This window comes from Ruegeria sp. L11 (assembly GCF_056531755.1).
In genome coordinates this window covers 110,803-133,080 of the sequence record NZ_JBQFMI010000004.1, presented here as the reverse complement: position 1 = coordinate 133,080, position 22,278 = coordinate 110,803, and the positions used below count along the sequence as shown (strand labels likewise).

Genomic DNA, 22,278 nt, shown 5'->3' with positions numbered 1-22,278 from the left:
GACATGGTTCAACTGACCCTGCCCAAAAATTCCCGGATTACGACCGGCAAGACCTGGCCCAAGCCGGATGGCGCGACCAATGTGCGCAAGTTCCAGATCTATCGCTGGAACCCGGATGATGGTCAGAACCCCCGTGTCGATACCTACTTTGTCGATATGGACACGTGCGGGCCGATGGTTTTGGACGCGCTGATCAAGATCAAGAACGAAATCGACCCGACCCTGACATTTCGCCGATCATGCCGTGAAGGCATCTGCGGCTCGTGCGCGATGAATATCGACGGGATCAACACGCTGGCCTGTATCTATGGCATGGATGAGATCAAGGGCGACGTGAAAATCTATCCGCTGCCGCATATGCCTGTGGTCAAAGATCTGATCCCTGATCTGACCCATTTTTATGCCCAGCATGCGTCGATCATGCCGTGGCTGGAAACCAAGACCAACCGCCCTGCAAAGGAATGGAAGCAGTCGATCGAAGACCGGAAAAAGCTGGACGGTCTCTATGAGTGTGTGATGTGCGCCAGCTGCTCGACCTCGTGCCCGAGCTATTGGTGGAACGGCGATCGGTATCTTGGCCCCGCTGCTCTGCTGCACGCATACCGCTGGATCATCGACAGCCGGGATGAGGCCACGGGTGAGCGCCTGGACGAGTTGGAAGATCCGTTCAAGCTCTATCGCTGCCACACCATCATGAATTGCGCCAAGACCTGCCCCAAAGGTCTGAACCCGGCCAAGGCGATTGCCGAGATTAAAAAGATGATGGTCGAACGCGCGGTATAATCACCTGCACTGAATTGCTGTAAACGCATGTCGATCTTGCAAAATAAGGCGATGTAGCCTCGGCTGCATTGCCTTATTTTTCGCTCAGGGAGGAGTGATGAGTTCGAGACAGGATCACTCCAATGAATGCAAACACATCCAAACAAAAAATCGACGCTAAAGAGGCGCTGAAACTGCTGGAGCAGGCATGGGCCTACTACACGCCGGAACCGGTTAAAGCCGACAAAGAGCCCGAGCTGTTCGAATACGCAAACGCGGCCTGATCCAATACGACAGCCCTTGAAAAACTTCGGTCAATCGGCAAAGCAGAGGAATGCCTGTTCTTCTGCTTTTGTTGGCCGCCGGAGTGTTCGCCTATTTTTTCTGGCGCTCGCGCCATTCCACGCTGACACGGGATTGTCGTTGGCGACAGGACAGACGCCATGGCATCTGGCGGTGTAGCTTTTGTGGAGCGGCAGTCGCTGCTCCGGACCAACCTATGCGCTGTCTTAAGGCAAGTGATGCTTGAGAATAGGGCTTTTCGCGAGCCAGAGAATCCGCCACTCTGCACGCCATGACCGGTTCCGAGAATACTGCCCGCCCCCCAGAAGATGCCGAAGCCCGTCGTTCGGTCGCCCCTGTCATTTGTTATCCGAACGATGCCTTGCCGCGACCAGATTTGCCCTGGATCAGATCTGTACGCCAACGGGCAGTCAAAACCGGCGAAGTCCTGGTTTCTCCGCGTGAGGCGCGCTGTTTCGATGTACCTGCCGGGCATTTCTTTCGCATCACATCGGTTCAAGGCCCGCAGGTTGGCGATTTGAACCTGTGGAATCGCAATGATTTGTCCGAGCGCTTTTATTCCGGAAAAACGCGGGCTCTGCATGGCACGCACCTGACCACCGGAGAGCGGATGTGGTCCAGTTTCCCACATCTGCGGCCGATGGCCACGATCATAGCGGATACACTGGAATGGTACGGGATCGATACCCATGGGGGGTCGGTTCATGACGTGATTGGCACGCGTTGTGATCCATATACGGGCAATTTGCTGTCCGGCACGCAGTATCATCATTGCTGCCATTCCAACCTGACCCGCGCGTTGGTGGATCATCTGAATATCCCGATGGATGAGGCCGAACCCGCGGTGCACGACGTTCTGAACGTCTTCATGTGTACCGGCTTCACTCGGGATACAGGTCAGTATTTCATGAAAGCATCACCCGTTCGCCCCGGCGACTATCTGGAATTCTTTGCCGAGATCGATTTGCTTGGCAATCTCAGCGCCTGTCCGGGTGGGGATTGTTCCTCGGAACATTCCTCTGACACCGCCGCGTGTTATCCCTTGTTGGTCGAAACATTTGCCGCGACGGCCACAGACCTGGATGGCTGGGAAAGCCCGGCGCGCAATGGCTATGATCGCACGCACGGGCGTTAGGATCTGCGGGCACCCACCTTACTGCTAGTTGCCCGGGAATGCGGCCTGTAGCGCGATTTCCACCATGTCTCCAAAGCTGCTTTCACGTTCCGAGGATGGCAGAGCTTCTCCCGTCAGAAGGTGATCGGAAACAGTGAGAACTGCCAGAGCACGACATTTGTGGCGCGCTGCCAGGATATAGAGCTCGGCCGCCTCCATTTCGACGCCAAGAATCCCGTGACGCACCATCTGTTCATTCAGGTCCGGGCGCTCATCATAGAAAACGTCCGAAGAATAAATCCCACCGACATGGGTAGGAGTCCCTTTGGCAGCCGCCGCCTTTGCTGCCGCCTGCAACAAACTCCAATCGGCGCAGGGCGCAAAGTTCAGTTCTTTCATGATACCGCGTGACGGCGTGCTCAGCGTTGTCGAGGTCAATGCCAGAATGACGTCTCGAATTTTGACACTGTCCTGCATTCCGCCACACGACCCAATTCGGATCAGGGTTTTTGCACCGTAATCACGAATTAACTCATTTACGTAAATAGAGAGCGAGGGCATTCCCATGCCGCTACCCTGTATCGTTACAGGATTTCCCTTCCAATTTCCGGTAAACCCAAGCATTCCCCGGACGTTATTGACCTGTTTCACATCGTCCAAAAACGTCTCGGCTGCCCATTTCGCCCGATAAGGATCTCCGGGTAATAGGACAGTGTCTGCAATTTCGCCTTTTTCAGCGCCGATATGAATTGTCATTGTTTTGATCCGCCCTGATCAGATTTCAAGATCGGAGATATCGGTACCCGCCTGCAACGCATCGTGCACCCATTTCGGCTTGCGGCCGCGACCTGTCCAGGTTTGTTCCGGATTGGCAGGATTGCGGTATTTTTCTTTTGTTTTCTTCTGCTTGGATGCGCGGGGTGCGTCGCCTGAAAGCTCGGATAGCGAATACCCGAATTCCGCGGCGGCCTTTTCAGCGGCTTTCAATGCCTCACGGCGCTCGCGTTTTTCGGCTCCTACCAAGGCTTTTTCGACATCGTCACGCAGTGCCATAAGGTCTTTACGCGACATCTGTTCAAGATTGATCCCCATCATTCATCTCCGAAGGATATATTTACGGTGCACTTGAACGCGCACCGTAATTCTAACGAATGGTTTATTCCATCCCAAATATCCAATGGGAAGAAACGGAGAATTAGGAGTCTAAAACCTCAGTTACTCGGCTGCGAGGTTTTTGGGGTCTACCAGCGTTACGATATCGCTCATGATCGCATTAAGTTCAAAGTTTTTGGGGGTGTAAACCTTGGATACACCCATGGCTTTCAATTTTGCGGCATCTTCATCAGGAATAATTCCGCCGACAACCACGGGAATGTGAGACAGCCCAGCCTTTTGCAGCCGATCCATTACATCTTCTACCAACGGCAGATGGCTGCCGGACAGGATCGACAGCCCGATGACATGTGCGTCATCGTCACGGGCTGAGGTGACAATTTCTTCTGGGGTCAACCGGATACCCTCATAGCTGATATCCATGCCGCAGTCGCGGGCACGGAACGCGATTTGTTCAGCGCCGTTGGAATGGCCGTCCAACCCCGGTTTCCCAACCAGGAATTTCAGGCGCCGTCCCAGTTTGTCGCTGACGGCATCAACCGCCGCGCGCAGATCATCCAACCCTTCGGTCTTGTTCGAGACCGAACCGGAAACGCCGGTCGGGCCACGATAAGTGCCGAAAACCTTGCGCATCTCTTCGGCCCACTCCCCGGTTGTCACACCCGCCTTGGCAGCGGCAATGGACGGCTCCATGACGTTCGCTCCTGTCTGAGCCGCCTGGCGCAACGCAGCCAAGGTCGCTGCAACAGCCGCTTCGTCGCGCTCAGCCCGCCACGCGTTCAGGCGGTCGATCTGTTCCTGTTCTACCGCAGGATCAACGACCATGATGCCGCCATCTTCGGTCTGAAGGGGCGAAGCCTCGCCTTCCATCCATTTGTTCACGCCAACGACGACGGTTTCGTTGCGTTCGATCCGGTTCAGACGTTCAGCGTTGGAATCCACAAGGCGGGATTTCATATACTCGATTGATGCAACCGCACCGCCCATCGCATCCAGATTCGCCAGCTCTGCCCGCGCGCCTGCTTTCAATTCTTCGACCTTGCCATCAACAGCAGGGTTGCCATCGAACAGGTCATCGAATTCCAACAGGTCAGTTTCATAGGCCAGAATCTGCTGCATCCGCATGGACCATTGCTGGTCCCAGGGGCGTGGCAGGCCAAGCGCCTCGTTCCAGGCAGGCAACTGCACCGCACGGGCGCGTGCATTCTTCGACAGGGTTACGGCCAGCATCTCGATCAGGATGCGGTAGACATTGTTCTCAGGTTGTTGCTCGGTCAGCCCCAGAGAGTTCACCTGCACACCATAGCGGAAGCGGCGGAACTTTGGGTTCTCGACACCATATCGCTGTTGCAGAATTTCGTCCCAAAGATCGACAAATGCGCGCATTTTGCACATTTCAGTGACAAAGCGGATGCCAGCATTCACAAAAAAGGAAATCCGGCCGCAGAGCGCCGGGAAATCCTCGGGAGGTACTCGTGGGCGCAATTCGTCAAGCACGGCGATGGCAGTGGCTAGGGCGTACGCCAGCTCCTGCTCTGGCGTCGCGCCCGCCTCTTGCAGGTGATACGAGCACACGTTCATCGGGTTCCATTTCGGAACATTGGTATAGCAATACTCGGCCACGTCCGCGATCATCTTGAGCGACGGTTTTGGCGGGCAAACATAAGTGCCCCGGCTCAGATATTCCTTGATCAGGTCGTTCTGGACCGTGCCCTGCAACTTGGAAACGTCAGCGCCCTGTTCCTCGGCCGCTGCGATGTAAAGGGCAAGCAACCAAGGGGCGGTGGCGTTGATCGTCATAGACGTGTTCATCTGTTCCAATGGAATCTGATCGAACAAAACCCGCATATCGCCCAGATGGCAAACGGGCACCCCGACCTTGCCAACTTCGCCACGTGCCAACGTGTGGTCACTGTCATATCCGGTCTGGGTGGGCAGATCGAAGGCAACCGAAAGACCGGTTTGCCCTTTGGCAAGGTTGCCACGATAAAGCGCGTTCGAGGCCTTGGCGGTAGAATGACCGGCATAGGTCCGGATGAGCCAGGGGCGATCTTTCTGCATCTGCGTCATGAAGGGGCCTCGCGTTTCGATGGGCAATAAAATTACGTCTACGGGTTCTAAATCGCAATTTTCGGGACATGTCAATTCGCTGCGTTGCGGCATTCTGCAATTGTTCAGATTGTGAGCAGCTGCGATTGGTGGCAAGGTGCGGCCATGACGCAAACCGTGGAACTTCCGCTTTGGCTTTTTGTGCTGATCGTGGTCTTTGCCATGGTTACTTTCGCTTCGCATTTCCTGTTCCCGTCAGTCCGATGGTTCTTCCGCCGCCGGTTGGAACGTGCCGTGGCGCGTTTGAACCAGCGCTTGCAACGTCCGATCCAACCGTTCAAGCTGGCTCGTCGGCACGACATGATTCAACGGCTGATTTATGATCCACAGGTCGGTAAAGCGGTCCAGCATCACGCCCTTGAAACCGGAATACCCGAAGCCGTCGCGTCCGAGCAGGCACGCCGCTATGCCCGCGAAATCGTGCCGTCCTTTTCCGCCTTCGCCTATTTCAGTTTTGCGATCCGTTTGGCCCGGCTGCTAAGCAACACGTTCTACGAGGTGCGGCTTAGCTACGAAGACGAAGACGCGGTCAGGACCATCGACCCTGATGCAACCGTTGTTTTTGTGATGAACCACAGAAGCAACATGGACTATGTGTTGGTTACATATCTGGCGGCCCCGCACTCTGCTTTATCCTACGCGGTAGGAGAATGGGCTCGGGTTTGGCCGCTCAGCCGGTTGATCCGTGCAATGGGGGCCTACTTTATCCGGCGCAAGTCAGGCAGCGAGCTCTACCGGCAGGTTTTGTCCACCTATGTGCGCCATGCGACCGAAGCCGGTGTGACGCAAGCCATGTTTCCAGAAGGTGGTTTAAGCCTGACAGGAGCGCTCGCCCGCCCAAAGCTTGGATTGCTCAAGTACATAATGGATGGGACGACGTCGCAGGGGCGTGATGTTGTATTCGTTCCCGTCGCTTTGAATTATGACCGTGTGCTTGAAGACACTATTCTTACCCGTGCGGCACTGGGAAAAGAGCGTCGTTTTCGGGCCCGGATCGGTGTCATCGCGCGATGGATTTTCAAGCAGTTCTGGCGGCGAGTGATCGGGCGCTACAAGCGGTTTGGGCTGGCATCGGTCCGGTACGGAATGCCGATTTCCCTGAAAGAGTTCCGGGCCGAAGGCAGTGACGACATGATGACCGATCTGGCGCGCACATTGATGCAGCGTATCCAGAACGCGATCCCGTTGGTTCCGGCCCCTGCGGCCTGTTTGCTGATACGTGACAATGGGCCGATGGCGGAACAGGATCTGCGGTCCTCTATTCAGACGATGATGGAACGCGACGGTAGGCAGACCCAAGACAATGCGCCGGCCATATCAAGCGCTTTGGACCAGTTGATTGAACGACGGATTCTCAAGCGGCAGGGAGATATTCTTTCTGCATCTGGGCAACGCGGTGATCTGCTGGAGTATTATGCAGCATCTGTACCGGTTTCCGCGCGCCCCTCAAATTCTGCGTCTGCAAAATAATTTCTGCAACTGCTGGGTCATAAAATTACAATATTGCATCAAAAACGGTTGCAATATTTCGCGATGGCCAATATTTCATCTGATAAAGCGCGCGATTCTGCGGCGCGGCAAAAGTATTGAAAAAGGAGGCCAGCATGGCTTTGGACACCGAAACCGGTATCGCGTCGTATGAGGCACCCGAAAAAGACCTCTATGAAATGGGTGAGATCCCTCCAATGGGATATGTCCCGAAACAAATGTACGCCTGGGCCATCCGAAAGGAACGCCATGGCGAGCCAAGCACAGCGATGCAGCAGGAAGTGGTCGATGTACCCACGCTGGACAGCAATGAGGTGCTTGTTCTGGTGATGGCTGCAGGCGTTAATTACAACGGTGTCTGGGCTGCACTGGGCCAGCCGATCAGCCCCTTTGATGGCCACAAGGCACCGTACCATGTCGCGGGCTCTGATGCATCGGGTATCGTCTGGGCCGTTGGTGACAAGGTCAAGCGGTGGAAGGTTGGCGACGAAGTTGTCATCCACTGCAACCAGGACGATGGCGACGACGAAGAATGCAACGGCGGCGACCCAATGTATTCGACCAGCCAGCGGATCTGGGGCTATGAAACACCTGACGGCTCATTCAGCCAGTTCACACGCGTGCAGGCTCAGCAGTTGATGCCGCGCCCCAAGCACCTGACTTGGGAAGAAGCGGCCTGCTACACGCTGACACTCGCGACAGCTTATCGTATGCTGTTTGGTCACGAACCGCATGACCTGAAACCGGGTCAGAACGTTCTGGTCTGGGGTGCCTCGGGCGGTCTGGGATCTTATGCAATCCAGTTGATCAACACAGCCGGGGCAAACGCGATCGGGGTGATCTCGGACGAAAGCAAGCGTGATTTCGTCATGGGTCTGGGCGCAAAGGGGGTTCTGAACCGCCGCGACTTTAATTGCTGGGGTCAACTGCCCACGGTCAATACGCCCGAATACGCCGAGTGGTTCAAAGAGGCCCGCAAATTCGGCAAGGCAATCTGGGACATCACCGGCAAGGGCAACAATGTCGACATGGTGTTCGAGCATCCGGGCGAGAGCACCTTCCCGGTCTCGACTTTCGTGGTGAAAAAAGGCGGCATGGTTGTGATTTGTGCGGGGACGTCCGGGTTCAACTGCACATTCGATGTGCGTTACATGTGGATGCACCAGAAACGCCTGCAGGGTTCGCATTTTGCCCATCTGAAACAGGCGGCGGCGGCGAACAAGCTGATGGTCGAGCGCCGCCTGGATCCCTGTATGTCCGAGGTGTTTGCCTGGAACGACCTACCGGAAGCACATATGAAAATGCTGCGGAATGAACACAAGCCGGGCAACATGTCTGTGCTTGTTCAGGCGCCGCGTACCGGGCTGCGCACTCTCGAAGAAGTTTTGGACGCAGGCTGATAAAGTTAAGGACGTTAGACAAAAACCACCCGCGAATCGCACTGCCGGTTCGCGGGTGGTTTGCTGTTTGCAGACCTTTTTCATGGTTTCAAATGCTTGCGATTCTTACTCCCGCTATTTTTGGGGAGTAGAAACCGGTGAATAGGTCGAAAAAGATCATACATGTTATGGTTGTGTTAACGCTTCGTTAACTGTTTCAGAGAGACCCTGATGGCGCAAAATGAGTGGATATTGGACGTACTATCGGACCTCAATGCGTTCGCCGTTGCGAATGGGTTGAGCGCGCTTGCAGAACAGCTTGATGATACAAGACTGATTGCCGCGGCCGAGATTGCGTCCCTGAAGAACGAGGCACGGGCGCCCGCGGATGGGAACGAAAACCGATTTGGGTCAAATCCTACAGGATTTGGAAAACACCAGCACGCTTGAAGAGCTCAGCATCGTTGCCGAGTGTCTGCGAGACACTTTGAAGGTCGCACATCTGACATATCATTGGGTTGACGGCGCGGGGGACCAATACGGCTATACGACCTACTCAGACGCCTGGGACGAACGATACAGGGAAAAAAACTATCATCGTATCGACCCTGTAATTCTGGGTTGTTTCCAGCGATTTCACCCAGTTGACTGGAAGTCTCTGGACTGGTCCAGCAAGGTGGCCAAATCATTCCTTCAGGATGCCCACGACCATGGGGTCGGCAATCAGGGATACTCGATCCCGATCCGAGGGCCAAACGGTCAGTTCGCTCTTTTTACCGTTAACCACAGCTGCGACGATCAAACCTGGCAGACCTTCATCTCGACCTACGGGCGTGAGTTGATTCTTGTTGCGCACTATATCAACCGCAAAGCGCTGGAGTTTGAAAAGGACAGGCAACCGGATGCCACGCGCGGCCTGTCGCCCCGTGAGATCGACGCCATTACCCTTTTGGCACTGGGTTACAGCCGTGCTCAGGTGGCGCATTCCCTGTCGATTTCGGAACACACGCTACGCGTTTACATTGAAAGCGCCCGATCGAAACTCGGAGCCCTTAACACGACCCACGCAATCGCAACGGCACTCAGCCGGGGATTAATAGTGGTTTAAGGGCAGAGCGTACTCAAAACGCAATATTAACCACGACTCTGTACCCCCTTCGTTCCTGCACAGGACGACAAGGGGAAAAGTCATGTTGCGTTATCTATATGCCGATGAGTTACACAGATTTCCGACTCTGGCTGAGGGGATGTTCAAGGATCGCGCAGATCAGTTCAAAACCCGGTTGGGGTGGGATGTCCATGTCAACAAAAAAGGAGAAGAGCGGGATGAGTACGACGACTTCAACCCGCTTTATGTCATCTGGGAAGAACCGGATGGCAGCCATGGCGGGTCGATGCGGGTATTGCCGACAACAGGCCGGGTAATGATCAATGAGGTGTTTGGGCATCTCAACGGCGGCAAGCCGATTTGCAGCCCGCTGATCTGGGAGGTGACCCGGTTCTGCCTGTCCCGCACAGCCAGCCCGCACACTGCCGGGGCCATCATGCTAAGCGGGGGCGAGATGATGGAAGGCTTTGGCCTGACGCATATTGCCGGTGTTTTTGATGCCCGTATGATCCGGATCTATCGTCTGATCGGGTCGTCCCCCAAGGTTCTTGGAACCCAAGGCAAAGGGCGTGACCAGATCTCGGTTGGGTTGTGGCCCTATTCAGCGGATGATTGCAACCGCGTGGCTGAACGGGCAGGGATCCCGCGTGAGCTTTCGCGCATGTGGTTCAAGGCGGCTTTCGGGCGATCCAAACTGCACCGATTTGCCTTGTCTGCCTAAGGACCGGAAAACGCAATTCCGCATCTGGTGATGGTTGGCGCGGCCCTGTAGGGTCGCGCCATGTCTTTGCCCAACGTGACCTTCTCAGATGATCAGGCCGCCGCGTATGACAGCATCGCCGAGATGCTGCGCTCAGCCGGTGTCGACCTGGAGGACGATGCCCTTCTCAAACTGCCGGGGGCAGGGAAGTCTGGCGTGATGGCTGTCATCGGCAAGGCCGGGTCCGGCAAAACGTTGCTACTGGCCGAACTTTACAAAGCGCTGGCGGAGACCGGCGTTCAGGTCGTGTCTGGCGATTACGAAAGCCGGAAATCCAGAGACAAGCGCAGCCTTGCCATTCTGGCCCCCACAAACAAAGCCGCAAGTGTTCTGCGCCTTCGCGGTGTTCCGGCAACTACTATTCACCGCATCCTTTATACGCCGGTCTATGACCCAGAATACGAGCGTATCGCCGAGTGGCTGGCCGGAAATGATGAGCGCCCCGAGATCGAAGGTCTGACAGACGAAGCTTTGGACCGTGCTGCTGCGTTTTATCGTAACAACAAATCGATCCCCGGAGCGCTGGCCGCAGCCGGATTGCGCGGTTCAGATTTCATCACTGGTTGGAAACGACGTGAGGAACCGCTGGATATCGGGTTTGTCGATGAGGCGTCGATGCTGGATGATCGTCAGTTCGAGGACCTGAAAGAGATATTCCCGACCCTTCTACTGTTCGGTGATCCCGCACAGCTGGCTCCGGTCAATCAGTCCGGTAGCATGGTGTTTGAAGCCTTGCCCGAACCGCGAAAGCTGACGCTTCAGCGTGTGCATCGGCAGGATGCAGATAACCCGATCCTGGATCTGGCGCACGCTCTTGCCGATCCGTTGATGGGATTTGAAGAATTTGAGCGTCTGGTCGAAGACACTGCCCGGCGGGATGACAGGGTCGTTTGGGGGCAGCGGGTCGAAGTTGATCTGATGGCGCGCAGCCCGGTTCTGGTCTGGCGCAACGCCACGCGCATTCGTTTGATACAGGCGTTCAGGCAAGTTCATGGCGCACCGGATACTGAGCTTTTGGAAGGCGAGCCGCTGATCTGCGACGGGATCGAGTTGCCGTTGAAGCACCGCAAGAAGCGGTTGGATCTTGAGGCGCGCGGCCTGATCAAGGGGGCTCAGGTTGTCTATCTTGGTCCCGGTCGCAAACCGGGGTTTTCTCGCTTGCATGTGATGGGGGCCGAAGATCCTCAGGTCAGCGCTGCGTCGATTGTCCAGATCGAAAAACCGGATGAGGAAGAGCCCTTCATTCCTTTTGCTGCCCGCATGGGGGCGACGTTTTTGCACGGGGCTGCGGTGACTATACATAAGGCACAAGGATCACAGTGGGACACGGTTCAGGTGTTTGCCCCTGACATTTACGCCGCGGCCCGTATGGGCCGTTCCGAGGCCGGGCAACCTTTGTGGAAGCGTTTGGCTTATGTTGCGATCACCCGCGCACAAGAGCGTTTGATCTGGGTGGTCCGTAACCGGCTGTCGAAACCCACCCACCCGTTGCAGATTGATGATTTGCGCGCGGTCCCCGCAGTTTCACTCACACTGGAGACAGAAGAGACATGGGTTCCATAATCGTAACTGGTGCAAGCTCTGGCATAGGTCGGGCCACCGCCGAGCTTTTTCTGGTGCAGGGCTGGACGGTCGGGCTGCTGGCGCGCAGCGCGGACAAGCTGAATGCCCTCGCGCAGGAATACCCGGCGGCCATAGCATTACCCGCAGATGTGACCGACCCGGACGCCGTCAAACAGGCGTTCCACGCCTTCATGGATCGGACAGGGCGACTTGATGTTCTGTTTAACAACGCTGGTATTTTTGCCCGCGGCGGCACAATCGACGAAATCGCGTTGGACGATTGGTATCAAACCGTCAACGTCAACCTGAACGGTATGTTTCTATGCGCGCGTGAGGCCTTTGGGATCATGCGTCATCAAAGCCCGCAGGGCGGGCGGATCATCAATAACGGCTCGATTGCTGCGCATGTTCCGCGCCCGAATTCTGTACATTATTCGGCGACCAAACATGCCATTACGGGGCTGACGCGCAGCCTTTCACTGGATGGGCGATCCTTTGGAATTGCATGTGGTCAGATCGATATCGGCAACGCACGTACGCAGATGGTTCAGGATCTGGTGGATGCGGCGCAGGCGGCAGGCCAGACGCCGGACCCGACCATGGCGGTCGAGGATGCCGCGCGGTCTGTTCTGCATATGGCCACCTTGCCGCCCGAAGCGAATGTGCAGTTCATGACGGTCATGGCCACGACCATGCCCTATATCGGCAGGGGGTGAGTGTCAGTTTTCCCGCAACAGACGGAACGCTGTCGACGCGCCCCAACCTGCTGCAATTGCGATAACCAATGACATCAGCCCGTACCAAACGGGTTGCTGACGGGACATATTGTACAGAAACCGCTCTAACCCGACTTTGCGAACATCGATTGTGGTTTCGTATTGCGATACAACCTCTCCTCCGCGGGTCAGGAAGATCCGGGCGGAATAATCCCCTTCGGTCAGGTCCGCGGGCATGTCGATTGACGTCCGGAACAAGGTTTGTTCGTCCACGGCCACTGTGTTCTCGCGGATGGAATACAACTGTTCGGATTCACGGATCCGGATTACGGCATCTGCAAAATCCTGAGCACCACGGATGTGCATCGCCGCTCCTACAGACCGGATCGCGCGTTCAATCGAAATGCGGTGACGCAGGTCTTCGGTATCGGTCAGTATTTGATCCAACGGTTCGCTGGTGGCAACTGCGTAGAAACTTGGTGCCAGGTCGACCAGCACGCTATCGGTGTTTACCCAAATCCCCAACTTTCGTTCCTTGCGGCGAACCGTGACGGGCTCGGACGGGCCAGCGACCGCGACGATAACTGCGACCGGTGGGCCTGGGGGAATGGGTGTTTCCCGTTTGATGGCCCCGAAAATGAGGATCTCGGACCCGTCAAAGTCGGCAGTGATCGCAACACGATCCTGGCTAAGGCCCAGGACGACCTGCTCTTCATCGGCTGCGGCGGGCAGGCTGAACAGGCACAAAGCGGCAAAGACATAGCGCAGCATTCTTAATGCCCCCCGCTGTTGCCAAGCGAATAAAGCTCGGATGGTTCAAGAAGCAGATCAAGGGCCAGCTTGCCGCAGACGACCAGAACCAGCGCGGCCAACAGAACGCGCAGCTGTTCAGCCGGCATGCGCGAACCGATCACGGTTCCGATCTGGGCGCCAACGACGCCTCCGACCAGCAGTAAAACCGCCAGGACGATGTCCACAGTGTAGTTGGTGGTCGCGTGCAGCATTGTTGTAAATGCAGTTACAAAGATGATCTGAAACAACGATGTACCGACAACGACTTTGGTAGGCATTCCCAGCAGATAGATCATTGCCGGGACCATGATGAAACCGCCACCGACACCCATGATCGCGGACAAGACCCCGACGCTTAGACCAACCACAGCCGGTGGAATGACCGAAATATAAAGGCCTGACGTGCGAAAGCGCATCTTGAAGGGCATTGAATGAACCCAGCCACGTTGGCGGCGCTTAGCTGGCGCTGCCCCGCCTTTCTTGGCTTTACGCAGCGCCCTCAGGCTTTCGATGAACATCAGGCTGCCAATGATCCCAAGGAAGACCACGTAACAAAGGGTTACCAGAAGGTCGACCTGGCCCAGGCTTTTTAGGTAGTTAAAGACAACAACACCCAACGCAGCCCCGATCAGACCGCCTGTTAACAATACCGTACCCATCTTGAGGTCAACGGTCTTTCGTCGAAAATGGGCCAGCACCCCGGAAAAAGACGAGGCAACAATCTGATTGGCCTCGGTCGCAACCGCAACAGCCGGTGGTATGCCAATGAAGAACAGCAGCGGCGTCATGAGGAACCCGCCGCCGACCCCGAACATCCCCGACAGAATTCCAACCATTCCACCCAGACCAAGGAGTAGAAATGCATTTACCGAGACTTCGGCTATGGGCAGGTAAATATGCATGATACCGTCACTTTGCGCTGGGTCTTGGCTTGCCTTCTATCACACTCGAGTTCAAGAGCGGTAATTGTCGCGTGGCGCGGATCAATCAACATCATACCCCTCCCGGTTCTGCCAGAGAAAAGATCTCCATTGGCGGCAACAGAAGGTCAAACCCGATCTTTCCGGCAACACTCATGACAAGAAGCGCGAGTAGAATGCGCAGCTGTTCTGCTTTCAGACGCGCACCGATCTGCGTCCCCAACTGCGCGCCCAGAACTCCGCCGGTCAACAGGAACAGGGCAAGGACTATGTCGACGCTGAAATTTGTCGACGCATGTATCATGGTTGTGAAACCGGCGACGAAAATGATCTGGAACAGGGATGTCCCGATAACCACTTTGGTCGGAATGCCAAGAACATAGATCATCGCGGGTACCATGATGAACCCGCCGCCGACACCCATGATCGCCGACAGGATGCCAACACCAAACCCGACCAGTGCAGGTGGTATGACCGAGATGTAAAGGCTTGATGCCCGAAACCGCATCTTGAAGGGCAGTGCGTGAACCCATGTACGCTGGCGTCGCTTGGGGGCAGGTTGATACCCGGACTTTCTGGCTTTTCGGATGGCGGCAAGGCTTTCAATGAACATCAGGGTTCCGATAGCCCCCAGAAATACGACATAGCAAATCTGTACAGCCAGATCGACCTGTCCGAGATGCTTGAGAAAATTGAAAACCACCATACCCAGGGCCGCGCCAAACAACCCTCCGGTCAGCAGAACGCTTCCCATTTTCAGGTCCACGGTCTTGCGCCTAAGATGCGCCAGCAATCCCGAAATGGAAGAAGCGACAACCTGATTGGCTGATGTCGCAACGGCAATCGCCGGAGGTATGCCGATAAAAAACAGCAGCGGAGTGATCAAAAATCCTCCGCCGACCCCGAACATACCAGATAAAACACCGACGACCCCACCGATCCCCAACAGCAGGAATGGGCTGACAGAAACTTCGGCTATGGGAAGGTATACGTGCATACCCTCTTAGAACGGTTGCAGCATGCAAAATCAACTCTGCATGCCGCCTTGCAGCGAACAGGACCGAAACTCCATTCGGAACTGGCCTTATCAGCGCTCTTTGATGTAGGGCTCTCCGCCTGCCCGTGGTGGCACGGCCTTGCCGACAAAACCGGCCAGAATAACAACTGTCAGGATATAGGGCAGGGCGTCCATCACCTGGACCGGAATCACTACGCCGCCAAGATCGATGTTTTGGAACCGAAGTGCTACCGCCTGAAGCAGGCCAAACAGCAAACAGGCCCACATGGCGTGCCACGGGCGCCATTTGGCAAAGATCAAGGCGGCCAGCGCAATAAAGCCACGACCAGCGGTCATTTCCTTGACGAACCCCGCCTGCAAAGCCGTCGCCAGATAAGCGCCCGCGATACCACAAAGTACGCCACAGATCGCGACGGCTGCGAAGCGCAGGCCAACCACGGATACACCCGCCGTGTCGACGGCTGCCGGGTTTTCACCCACAGCCCGCAGGCGCAGGCCGAACCGTGTGCGGAAAAGCACCCACCACGTTGCTGGAACCATCAGGAATGCCACATAAACAAGGATCGAATGGCCCGAGAGCAGTTCGGAATAGATAGGGCCGACAATCGGAACCCCTCCAAGCGCATCGGCAAATGGAAAGTTGATAGGCTCGAACCGGCCGCCACCAAAGAGCGAGGGCGTACGACCGCCCTGTTGGAACCAGCTTTGGGCGACAAGCACTGTCAGGCCCGAGGCGAGAAAGTTTATTGCAACACCCGAAATCAGCTGGTTGCCCCGGAAGGTTATCGATGCCAACCCGTGCAGCCCTGACAGCGCCAATGAGGATCCGATGCCAGCCAGCAAGCCCAGCCAGACTGAACCCGTAACCGCCGCGACAGCCGCAGAAAAGAACGCGGCCACCAGCATTTTGCCTTCCAGCCCGATGTCGAAAATGCCAGCCCGTTCCGAATACAGACCGGCCAAACAGGCCAGCAAAAGAGGCGTGGATAGGCGGATGGTCGAATCCAGAACCTGGATGAGGGTTACAAAGAAGTCCATTACTCTGCCCTCTTCCGCATACCAAGGAACAGTTTCTCAAGCGGCATCCGTACCATGTTGTCCAGCGCACCGGTGAACAGGATCACCAGCGCCTGAATGACCACGATCAGCTCGCGCGGGATCGATGCCCACAGTGCCAGCTCGGCCCCGCCCTGATACAGGAACCCGAACAAAAGCGCGGCCAGCAATACGCCGAAAGGATGTGAGCGCCCCATAAGGGCCACGGCAATCCCGATGAACCCAGCGCCTTCGGTCGAGTTCAGGACAAGGCGCTCCGCCTCGCCCATGACGTTATTGATGGCCATCAGACCTGCCAGCGCACCCGAGATCAGCATCGCAACAATAGTAATGCGAACCGGTGAGATACCGGCATAGACCGCGCCGGTTTCAGAGTGGCCATAAGCTCGGATTTCATAGCCCAGCCGGGTCCGCCAGATCAGCGCCCAGACGACGACACAGGCCAGCAACGCGATGAAGAATGTAATGTTTACCGGAGCCCCCCGGAACACCACGTTTTCTGCGGTCGAGAACATTGACTGGAAAGTTGGCAGATGGACGGATTCGGGGAACCGTGCGGTTGCCGGGTCCTGCGACCCTTGCGGGCGCATGACATTGACCAGCATGTAGTTCAGAAAGGCAGCGGCAATAAAATTGAACATGATCGTGGTGATCACGATATGGCTGCCGCGCTTGGCCTGAAGATAGGCCGGGATAGCGGCCCAAAGCGCGCCAAACAGCATTGATGCGGCGCAAGCTGCAAGCAATGCAACGCTCCAATGCGGCCAGTCGACGTAAAGGCAAACCATGGCCACACCAAGACCGCCCAGCATCGCCTGACCTTCGCCACCGATGTTGAACAAACGGGCGTGGAATGCGACGGCGACCGCAAGACCGGTAAACATGAAATTTGTCGCGTAATAGAGCGTGTAGCCCCACCCATAGGTTGACCCCAGCGCGCCCGAAACCATCAGCTTAACAGCTTCGACGGGGTTTTCTCCGATGGCGAGGATGACCAGCGCCGACAGGATAGCGGCCAGCATCAGACTGATCAGCGGGATCAGAACGACATCGGCCCATTTAGGCATTTTTTCCATCCTACGCGGCCTCTCCTGCAACACCGGCCATCAGCAGGCCAAGTTCTTTTTCATCTGTTTCATTGGGCAGCCGTTCACCCATGATATGCCCGTCGAACATCACTGCGATCCGGTCGGACAGCGAGAATATCTCTTCCAACTCAACCGAAACCAGCAGGATTGCCTTGCCTTGATCGCGCAGGGCTACGATCTGCTTGTGAATGAATTCGATCGCGCCGATGTCAACGCCGCGCGTCGGCTGGCCGACCAGCAGCAGGTCAGGGTTTCGCTCGATTTCGCGGGCAACGACGATTTTCTGCTGGTTTCCACCCGAAAAGCTCTTGGCTGCAAGCCAAGGATCCGGTGGCCGGACATCGAATTTCTCGATCTTGGCTTCGGTATCAGCACGCAGCGCGGCATTGTCCATGAACAGACCCCGCTGATAAGCGGGGTCCCGGTGATAGCCAAAGGCCACGTTTTCCCACGCGTGGAAATCCATAATCAGGCCTTCACGCTGCCGATCTTCCGGCACATGCGCAATATGCTGTGCACGACGCGCCTGACCGTCTGATCCGGCACCGCTTAGGGCCAGCGGTTCGCCGTTCAGCTTGATCGAGCCTTGTCCCGGACGCATCCCGCCCAGAACCTCCAGCAGTTCCGACTGCCCATTGCCCGCCACACCGGCAATACCGACGATCTCACCGGCACGCACGGTCAGGTCGATACCTTTGACCCGTTCAACACCGGCGGAATCGAAAACGCTCAGCTTTTCGATCTCAAGGATGGGTTTGCCCGGCGTCGCAGGCACCTTGTCGACTTGCAGCAAAACCTTGCGGCCTACCATCAGCTCGGCCAGTTCTTCAGGGCTGGTGTCCAAAGTTTTCACCGTAGCTGTCATCTGCCCACGGCGCATGACCGAAACGGTATCGGTGTTTTCCATGATTTCGCGCAGCTTGTGGGTGATCACGATGATCGTTTTCCCTTCGGCCCGCAGACGATCCAGGATACGGAACAGCTGGTCAGCCTCTGCCGGGGTCAGAACACCAGTCGGTTCATCCAGAATCAGAATCTCGGCCTTGCGATACAACGCCTTCAAAATTTCGACACGCTGCTGCATCCCCACACCGATCTCATCAATGCGTTTGTCGGGGTCAACGAACAGTTCGTATTCTTCTTCCAGTTCTTTCAGCTCTTTACGCGCCTTGGCCAGAGACGGAGCCAGAAGGCCGCCATCTTCAGCACCCAGAACGATGTTTTCCAGAACCGTGAAATTCTCCACCAGCTTGAAATGCTGAAACACCATCCCAATGCCCGAGGCGATAGCCGCCTGGCTGTCAGGGATTTCGGTCTTTGTCCCGTTGATCCAAATTTCACCTTTGTCGGCTTTGTAAAAGCCGTAGAGGATGCTCATCAGCGTGGATTTGCCCGCACCGTTTTCACCGATGATCCCATGGATCGTACCGGGGGCGACGCTGATTGAGATGTCTTTGTTGGCCTGAACCGGCCCAAAGGATTTGGAGATCCCTTTGAGCTCAATGGCGGGGACGGTCATGTCTTACCCTCAACTGCCGAAAAGCCCATCCGGCAGGTGGCACGGATGGCAGAGTGGATGGCGGGGCGGAAGGGTTCCTTCCGCCCCGCGCGATATCAGAACTGCAGTGCGGGGCAGCTGTCGTTCTCGTAATAGCTGACAACGGTGATATCGCCGTTGATGATGGCTTTGCGGGCTTCTTCCACCGCATCGTTCATTTGGATCGAAACAAGCTCTTTGTTGTTATCGTCCATGGCGACGCCTACACCTTCTTCGGCCAGTCCCATGGTGAACACGCCGGTTTCTACGGCGTCACCTGCTTTCATCGCGTCATACACCGCGACGTCCACACGTTTCAGCATCGACGTCAGGACCTTGCCCGGATGCAGGTGGTTCTGGTTGCTGTCCACGCCGATCGACAGGATGCCTTCGTCGGCTGCCGTTTGCAGAACGCCAACACCTGTACCGCCAGCCGCGGCATAGATCACGTCAGCACCCTGGCTGATCTGTGCTTTTGTAAGTTCCGAACCTTTTACCGGGTCGTTCCATGCCGCAGGGGTGGTGCCGGTCATGTTGGCGACAACATTGATGTCCGGGTTCACGGCTTTGGCGCCTTGTGCGTATCCGCAACCAAAGTGGCGGATCAGCGGAATGTCCATACCGCCGATAAAGCCAACGGTTCCCGATTTCGATGCCATCGCTGCCATCATGCCAACCAGGTACGATCCTTCATGCTCGGCAAAGCCGATCTGGCGGATGTTGGGGATGTCCAGCCAGTTCACGTCGACAGCCACGAATTTGGTTTCAGGATAATCGCCTGCAACGGCCGACAACGGATCGGCCATACCAAAGCCCATGGTGATGATCGGATTAGCACCTGATTCTGCGAAACGGCGCAGAGCCTGTTCGCGCTGTGCTTCCGACTGGATCTCGATCTCGCGGTACTCGCCGCCGGTCTCATCGGCCCAACGCTGCGCGCCATTATACGCGGCTTCGTTGAAAGATTTGTCGAACTTGCCGCCCAGGTCAAAGATCAGCGCCGGTTCGGCGAAAGTTGCACCTGCGGTCAGAGCGACAGCAGCGGCAGCACCCATCAAGGATTTCATCAGGGTCATTTAAGTCTCCCATTTTTTTTGTTGGCACGAGGTAAGATTAGCCCCGTTTACCCACTTTTAGCGAGCATAAGTGTTGTGATGGCGGGAATTAAGGACGTTTGCAACCGTGATGGTCAATTGATTTCTGACCAAATGGTCTAAAAAATCTTTGGTTGCCGTTAGGGCAGTCGGCGTTCCATCACAAGAGCATCGATATTTGGGCCTGTTTTTCTGGAATAATACCCCTTGCGCCGACCGCACTGGCGATACCCGCATTGCCCATACAGCGCGATTGCTGCAACATTGTCGGCAGCCACGTCCAGAAAAGCGCGGTTTGCCTGCAAAGTGACTGCCCGGTCGTGCCAGTTGCGCATGGTCTGAAACCCGAGACCTTGTCTTTGAAACGCGGGGTGAGTCGCAATCGTCAGCAACTCTGCCTCACCCGCGATCACCTGAAACAGGGCAAAGCAACGGGCATCCCCAACGCAGTCAGTGAACCGGTTCTCCAAAAGGCTGGCGAATTCATCGGCAGTCCAGGGGCGTGACTGGGTGAATGCCGCTGCATGTGTCGCTGCCATCTCGTAAGGCGTCATTGGTCCAGTAACACAGGCGGCACATCTCGGGACGGGGCTGCGTCCGCAGGTCTGACATATAGCGGGGCCGGAGGTGCACTGACCTTGCGCCATCGTCTTGCGGCATGTCTGGCAACGGCTTGTACCTGCAATGCGGGATCGGAGCAGACATACAAAGGCCCATGCTGTTCGGCCTCGTCCCTGGGCAAAAGGCAAGGGCCGGTTCCGGGAAGTTGTACATACACCTGTTCGCGCGGCGCAGGGATGGCTGGTAGCTGTCCCTCTTCTGCCAGTTCAATCAGAGCATCGAATCCAGAAACGCCCACCGCCGGGACGCCAAGGCCCAAGGCAAGGCCCCGGGCGGCAGAGACCGAGATGCGTATACCCGTGAAATTGCCGGGCCCAATCCCAACACCGATAGCGTCCAGATCGGCCCATACGCAACCGGCCTCGGTCAGCACTTCTTGCAGCAAGGGCATCAATCGTTCGGCTTGACCCCGCGACATGCCTTCGACACGGGATACTGCGATCACACCGCCACGCAACAAAGCGGCCGCGCAATGCGCGGCCGATGTATCAAATGCCAGGATCGTCGGGTCAGACGGCAACTGGGCGAACCTCAGTCACTTCGGGGATGTAATGGCGCAGCAGGTTTTCGATACCCATCTTCAGTGTCAGGGTTGATGACGGGCACCCCGCGCAGGCACCTTGCATGTGCAGGTAGACGATGCCGCGATCAAAACCATGAAAGGTGATGTCGCCACCATCCTGTGCCACGGCCGGGCGCACGCGGCTGTCCAGCAGGTCTTTGATCTGGTTGACGATTTCTGCATCTTCTCCGGTATGTTCGGCATGACCCGAGGCCGCTGCCGCGTCGGCACCCATGACGGGCTGGCCGGATTGATAATGCTCCATCACTGCGCCAAGAATTGCAGGTTTGATGTGATCCCATTGAACATCGTCGGATTTGGTCACCGTGACAAAGTCGTTTCCAAAGAACACACCGGTCACGCCGTTTACGGCAAAGATTCGTTTGGCCAATGGGGACTTGTCACCAGCCTCGGCTGTCGGGAAATCCGCGGTTCCAGCCTCAAGAACCGTTTGGCCGGGCAGAAATTTCAACGTGGCCGGGTTTGGGGTGGATTCGGTCTGGATGAACATGAGGCAGCTCCGTCTGAGGTGTTTCTGATATGCGCTCAGGGGTCGGAGAAGTCAATATTTGGAACGATTCTAAATTGTGACCGCGTAACGAATCGCGTCATCCAGCCGGTCATCCCCCCAAAACAGCTCTGTTCCTGCCACGAAAGTCGGTGCGCCGAACAGGTCAAGTGCTTTTGCGCGCGCGGATTGCTCGAACAGCGCAGCCTTGATGCTCGGATCTTTTGCGCGATTTATCACTGCCGCAGGCAGACCCGCCATCTTCAGGCAATCCTCAAGCACGTCTTCGTCAGAGATGTCCCTCCCGCCCCCGAATTCAGCACTGAAGACAGCCTTTGCGAAGGAAGCCCGTTCTTCGCGATGCGCAAGGGCCAGAGCCAGGCGCGCTGCGGTGAGGGAGTTTTGCGGGAACGGGTCAGGCCGAACCAACGGCAGCCCTCGTGCGCCGCAAAGACGTTCCATGTCGCGCCACATATAGCGCCCTTTGGCCGGATACAGGTTGAACGGTGACGTGCGCCATCCCTGATCCGCGAAAATCGGACCCAACAGAAAAGGCTGCCAGTCGACCGGGACGCCTTTGTCCTGCGCAGCCTGTTCGATCCGCATCGCGCTGAGATAGGAATAGGTCGAGGCGAAGTCGAACCAGAACTGCAACGTCTTCGCCATG

23 protein-coding genes are annotated in these 22,278 nt (G+C 56.4%); 9 read left to right on the top strand and 14 right to left on the bottom strand.

Annotated elements, in window-relative coordinates; translation table 11 throughout:
- Positions 1 to 3: 3 nt before the first annotated feature.
- From ACR0CE_RS10515 to ACR0CE_RS10505, 3 genes are all read left to right on the top strand, one after another.
- Entirely contained in the window at positions 4 to 783 is a 780-nt protein-coding gene (locus tag ACR0CE_RS10515; protein ID WP_152456842.1) for a succinate dehydrogenase iron-sulfur subunit, read from the top strand.
- Between the two features lie 122 nt (positions 784 to 905).
- Complete coding sequence (locus tag ACR0CE_RS10510; RefSeq protein ID WP_267363816.1) at positions 906 to 1,046, top strand: hypothetical protein; 141 nt, start codon at positions 906 to 908, stop codon at positions 1,044 to 1,046.
- A gap of 290 nt (positions 1,047 to 1,336) precedes the next feature.
- Positions 1,337 to 2,200 (top strand): urea carboxylase-associated family protein, encoded by an 864-nt coding sequence (locus tag ACR0CE_RS10505; protein ID WP_480832284.1) that lies wholly within the window; start codon positions 1,337 to 1,339, stop codon positions 2,198 to 2,200.
- A 24-nt stretch (positions 2,201 to 2,224) separates the two neighbouring features.
- Here the strand turns inward: ACR0CE_RS10505 and deoD are convergent, their stop codons facing one another.
- From deoD to ACR0CE_RS10490, 3 genes are all read right to left on the bottom strand, one after another.
- Positions 2,225 to 2,935, bottom strand: a complete 711-nt coding sequence (gene deoD, locus ACR0CE_RS10500; protein ID WP_480506743.1) for a purine-nucleoside phosphorylase — start codon at positions 2,933 to 2,935, stop codon at positions 2,225 to 2,227.
- A gap of 18 nt (positions 2,936 to 2,953) precedes the next feature.
- A complete protein-coding gene (locus tag ACR0CE_RS10495; protein WP_209506499.1) occupies positions 2,954 to 3,271 on the bottom strand; it encodes an H-NS histone family protein in 318 nt (105 codons plus the stop codon).
- A gap of 123 nt (positions 3,272 to 3,394) precedes the next feature.
- Entirely contained in the window at positions 3,395 to 5,362 is a 1,968-nt protein-coding gene (locus ACR0CE_RS10490) for a methylmalonyl-CoA mutase family protein (RefSeq protein ID WP_480832281.1), read from the bottom strand.
- A 144-nt stretch (positions 5,363 to 5,506) separates the two neighbouring features.
- Here ACR0CE_RS10490 and ACR0CE_RS10485 point away from each other — a divergent pair, with 144 nt between their 5' ends.
- The 6 genes from ACR0CE_RS10485 (at position 5,507) to ACR0CE_RS10460 (ending at position 12,415) form a co-directional block, all read left to right on the top strand.
- Positions 5,507 to 6,871, top strand: coding sequence for a 1-acyl-sn-glycerol-3-phosphate acyltransferase (locus ACR0CE_RS10485; protein WP_480832279.1), 1,365 nt, complete (start codon positions 5,507 to 5,509; stop codon positions 6,869 to 6,871).
- 134 nt (positions 6,872 to 7,005) lie between these two features.
- The gene (ccrA, locus tag ACR0CE_RS10480) at positions 7,006 to 8,289 is read left to right on the top strand and encodes a crotonyl-CoA carboxylase/reductase (protein WP_267363824.1); all 1,284 of its coding nucleotides are present in this window, start codon (positions 7,006 to 7,008) and stop codon (positions 8,287 to 8,289) included.
- A 367-nt stretch (positions 8,290 to 8,656) separates the two neighbouring features.
- Positions 8,657 to 9,376: a helix-turn-helix transcriptional regulator gene (locus tag ACR0CE_RS10475; RefSeq protein ID WP_209506490.1), complete on the top strand. Its 720-nt coding sequence runs from the start codon at positions 8,657 to 8,659 to the stop codon at positions 9,374 to 9,376.
- Between the two features lie 82 nt (positions 9,377 to 9,458).
- A complete protein-coding gene (locus tag ACR0CE_RS10470; protein WP_480483174.1) occupies positions 9,459 to 10,097 on the top strand; it encodes an acyl-homoserine-lactone synthase in 639 nt (212 codons plus the stop codon).
- Positions 10,098 to 10,157: 60 nt separating this feature from the next.
- Positions 10,158 to 11,699 carry an ATP-dependent DNA helicase gene (locus tag ACR0CE_RS10465; protein WP_480832277.1) on the top strand — a complete coding sequence of 514 codons (1,542 nt, stop codon included), beginning with the start codon at positions 10,158 to 10,160 and terminating at the stop codon, positions 11,697 to 11,699.
- Entirely contained in the window at positions 11,687 to 12,415 is a 729-nt protein-coding gene (locus ACR0CE_RS10460; RefSeq protein ID WP_480585598.1) for an SDR family oxidoreductase, read from the top strand. The genes ACR0CE_RS10465 and ACR0CE_RS10460 overlap by 13 nt, the downstream gene beginning before the upstream one ends.
- 3 nt (positions 12,416 to 12,418) lie before the next feature.
- On the opposite strand, the gene ACR0CE_RS10455 is transcribed toward ACR0CE_RS10460, so the two are convergent.
- The 11 genes from ACR0CE_RS10455 to ACR0CE_RS10405 all read right to left on the bottom strand — a co-directional run bounded on the left by ACR0CE_RS10455 (position 12,419) and on the right by ACR0CE_RS10405 (position 22,277).
- Positions 12,419 to 13,186 (bottom strand): TIGR02186 family protein, encoded by a 768-nt coding sequence (locus ACR0CE_RS10455; RefSeq protein WP_209506481.1) that lies wholly within the window; start codon positions 13,184 to 13,186, stop codon positions 12,419 to 12,421.
- Positions 13,187 to 13,188: 2 nt separating this feature from the next.
- Positions 13,189 to 14,109 carry a sulfite exporter TauE/SafE family protein gene (locus tag ACR0CE_RS10450; protein WP_209506479.1) on the bottom strand — a complete coding sequence of 307 codons (921 nt, stop codon included), beginning with the start codon at positions 14,107 to 14,109 and terminating at the stop codon, positions 13,189 to 13,191.
- 91 nt (positions 14,110 to 14,200) lie between these two features.
- Positions 14,201 to 15,124 (bottom strand): sulfite exporter TauE/SafE family protein, encoded by a 924-nt coding sequence (locus ACR0CE_RS10445; protein ID WP_480832274.1) that lies wholly within the window; start codon positions 15,122 to 15,124, stop codon positions 14,201 to 14,203.
- Positions 15,125 to 15,214: 90 nt separating this feature from the next.
- Positions 15,215 to 16,183 carry an ABC transporter permease gene (locus ACR0CE_RS10440; protein WP_480475132.1) on the bottom strand — a complete coding sequence of 323 codons (969 nt, stop codon included), beginning with the start codon at positions 16,181 to 16,183 and terminating at the stop codon, positions 15,215 to 15,217.
- Positions 16,183 to 17,277 carry an ABC transporter permease gene (locus ACR0CE_RS10435; RefSeq protein WP_480506750.1) on the bottom strand — a complete coding sequence of 365 codons (1,095 nt, stop codon included), beginning with the start codon at positions 17,275 to 17,277 and terminating at the stop codon, positions 16,183 to 16,185. Before ACR0CE_RS10435 ends, ACR0CE_RS10440 begins: the two co-directional genes overlap by 1 nt.
- 1 nt (position 17,278) lies before the next feature.
- Complete coding sequence (locus ACR0CE_RS10430) at positions 17,279 to 18,808, bottom strand: ABC transporter ATP-binding protein (protein ID WP_480558831.1); 1,530 nt, start codon at positions 18,806 to 18,808, stop codon at positions 17,279 to 17,281.
- A 95-nt stretch (positions 18,809 to 18,903) separates the two neighbouring features.
- The gene (locus ACR0CE_RS10425) at positions 18,904 to 19,902 is read right to left on the bottom strand and encodes a BMP family lipoprotein (RefSeq protein ID WP_480832271.1); all 999 of its coding nucleotides are present in this window, start codon (positions 19,900 to 19,902) and stop codon (positions 18,904 to 18,906) included.
- A gap of 158 nt (positions 19,903 to 20,060) precedes the next feature.
- Positions 20,061 to 20,474: a GNAT family N-acetyltransferase gene (locus tag ACR0CE_RS10420; RefSeq protein WP_480486670.1), complete on the bottom strand. Its 414-nt coding sequence runs from the start codon at positions 20,472 to 20,474 to the stop codon at positions 20,061 to 20,063.
- The gene (gene tsaB / locus ACR0CE_RS10415) at positions 20,471 to 21,061 is read right to left on the bottom strand and encodes a tRNA (adenosine(37)-N6)-threonylcarbamoyltransferase complex dimerization subunit type 1 TsaB (protein WP_480483190.1); all 591 of its coding nucleotides are present in this window, start codon (positions 21,059 to 21,061) and stop codon (positions 20,471 to 20,473) included. Before tsaB ends, ACR0CE_RS10420 begins: the two co-directional genes overlap by 4 nt.
- Complete coding sequence (locus tag ACR0CE_RS10410) at positions 21,051 to 21,614, bottom strand: NifU family protein (RefSeq protein ID WP_267366253.1); 564 nt, start codon at positions 21,612 to 21,614, stop codon at positions 21,051 to 21,053. Before ACR0CE_RS10410 ends, tsaB begins: the two co-directional genes overlap by 11 nt.
- A gap of 69 nt (positions 21,615 to 21,683) precedes the next feature.
- Positions 21,684 to 22,277 (bottom strand): DsbA family protein, encoded by a 594-nt coding sequence (locus ACR0CE_RS10405; RefSeq protein ID WP_480486674.1) that lies wholly within the window; start codon positions 22,275 to 22,277, stop codon positions 21,684 to 21,686.
- Between the last annotated feature and the right edge of the window lies 1 nt (position 22,278).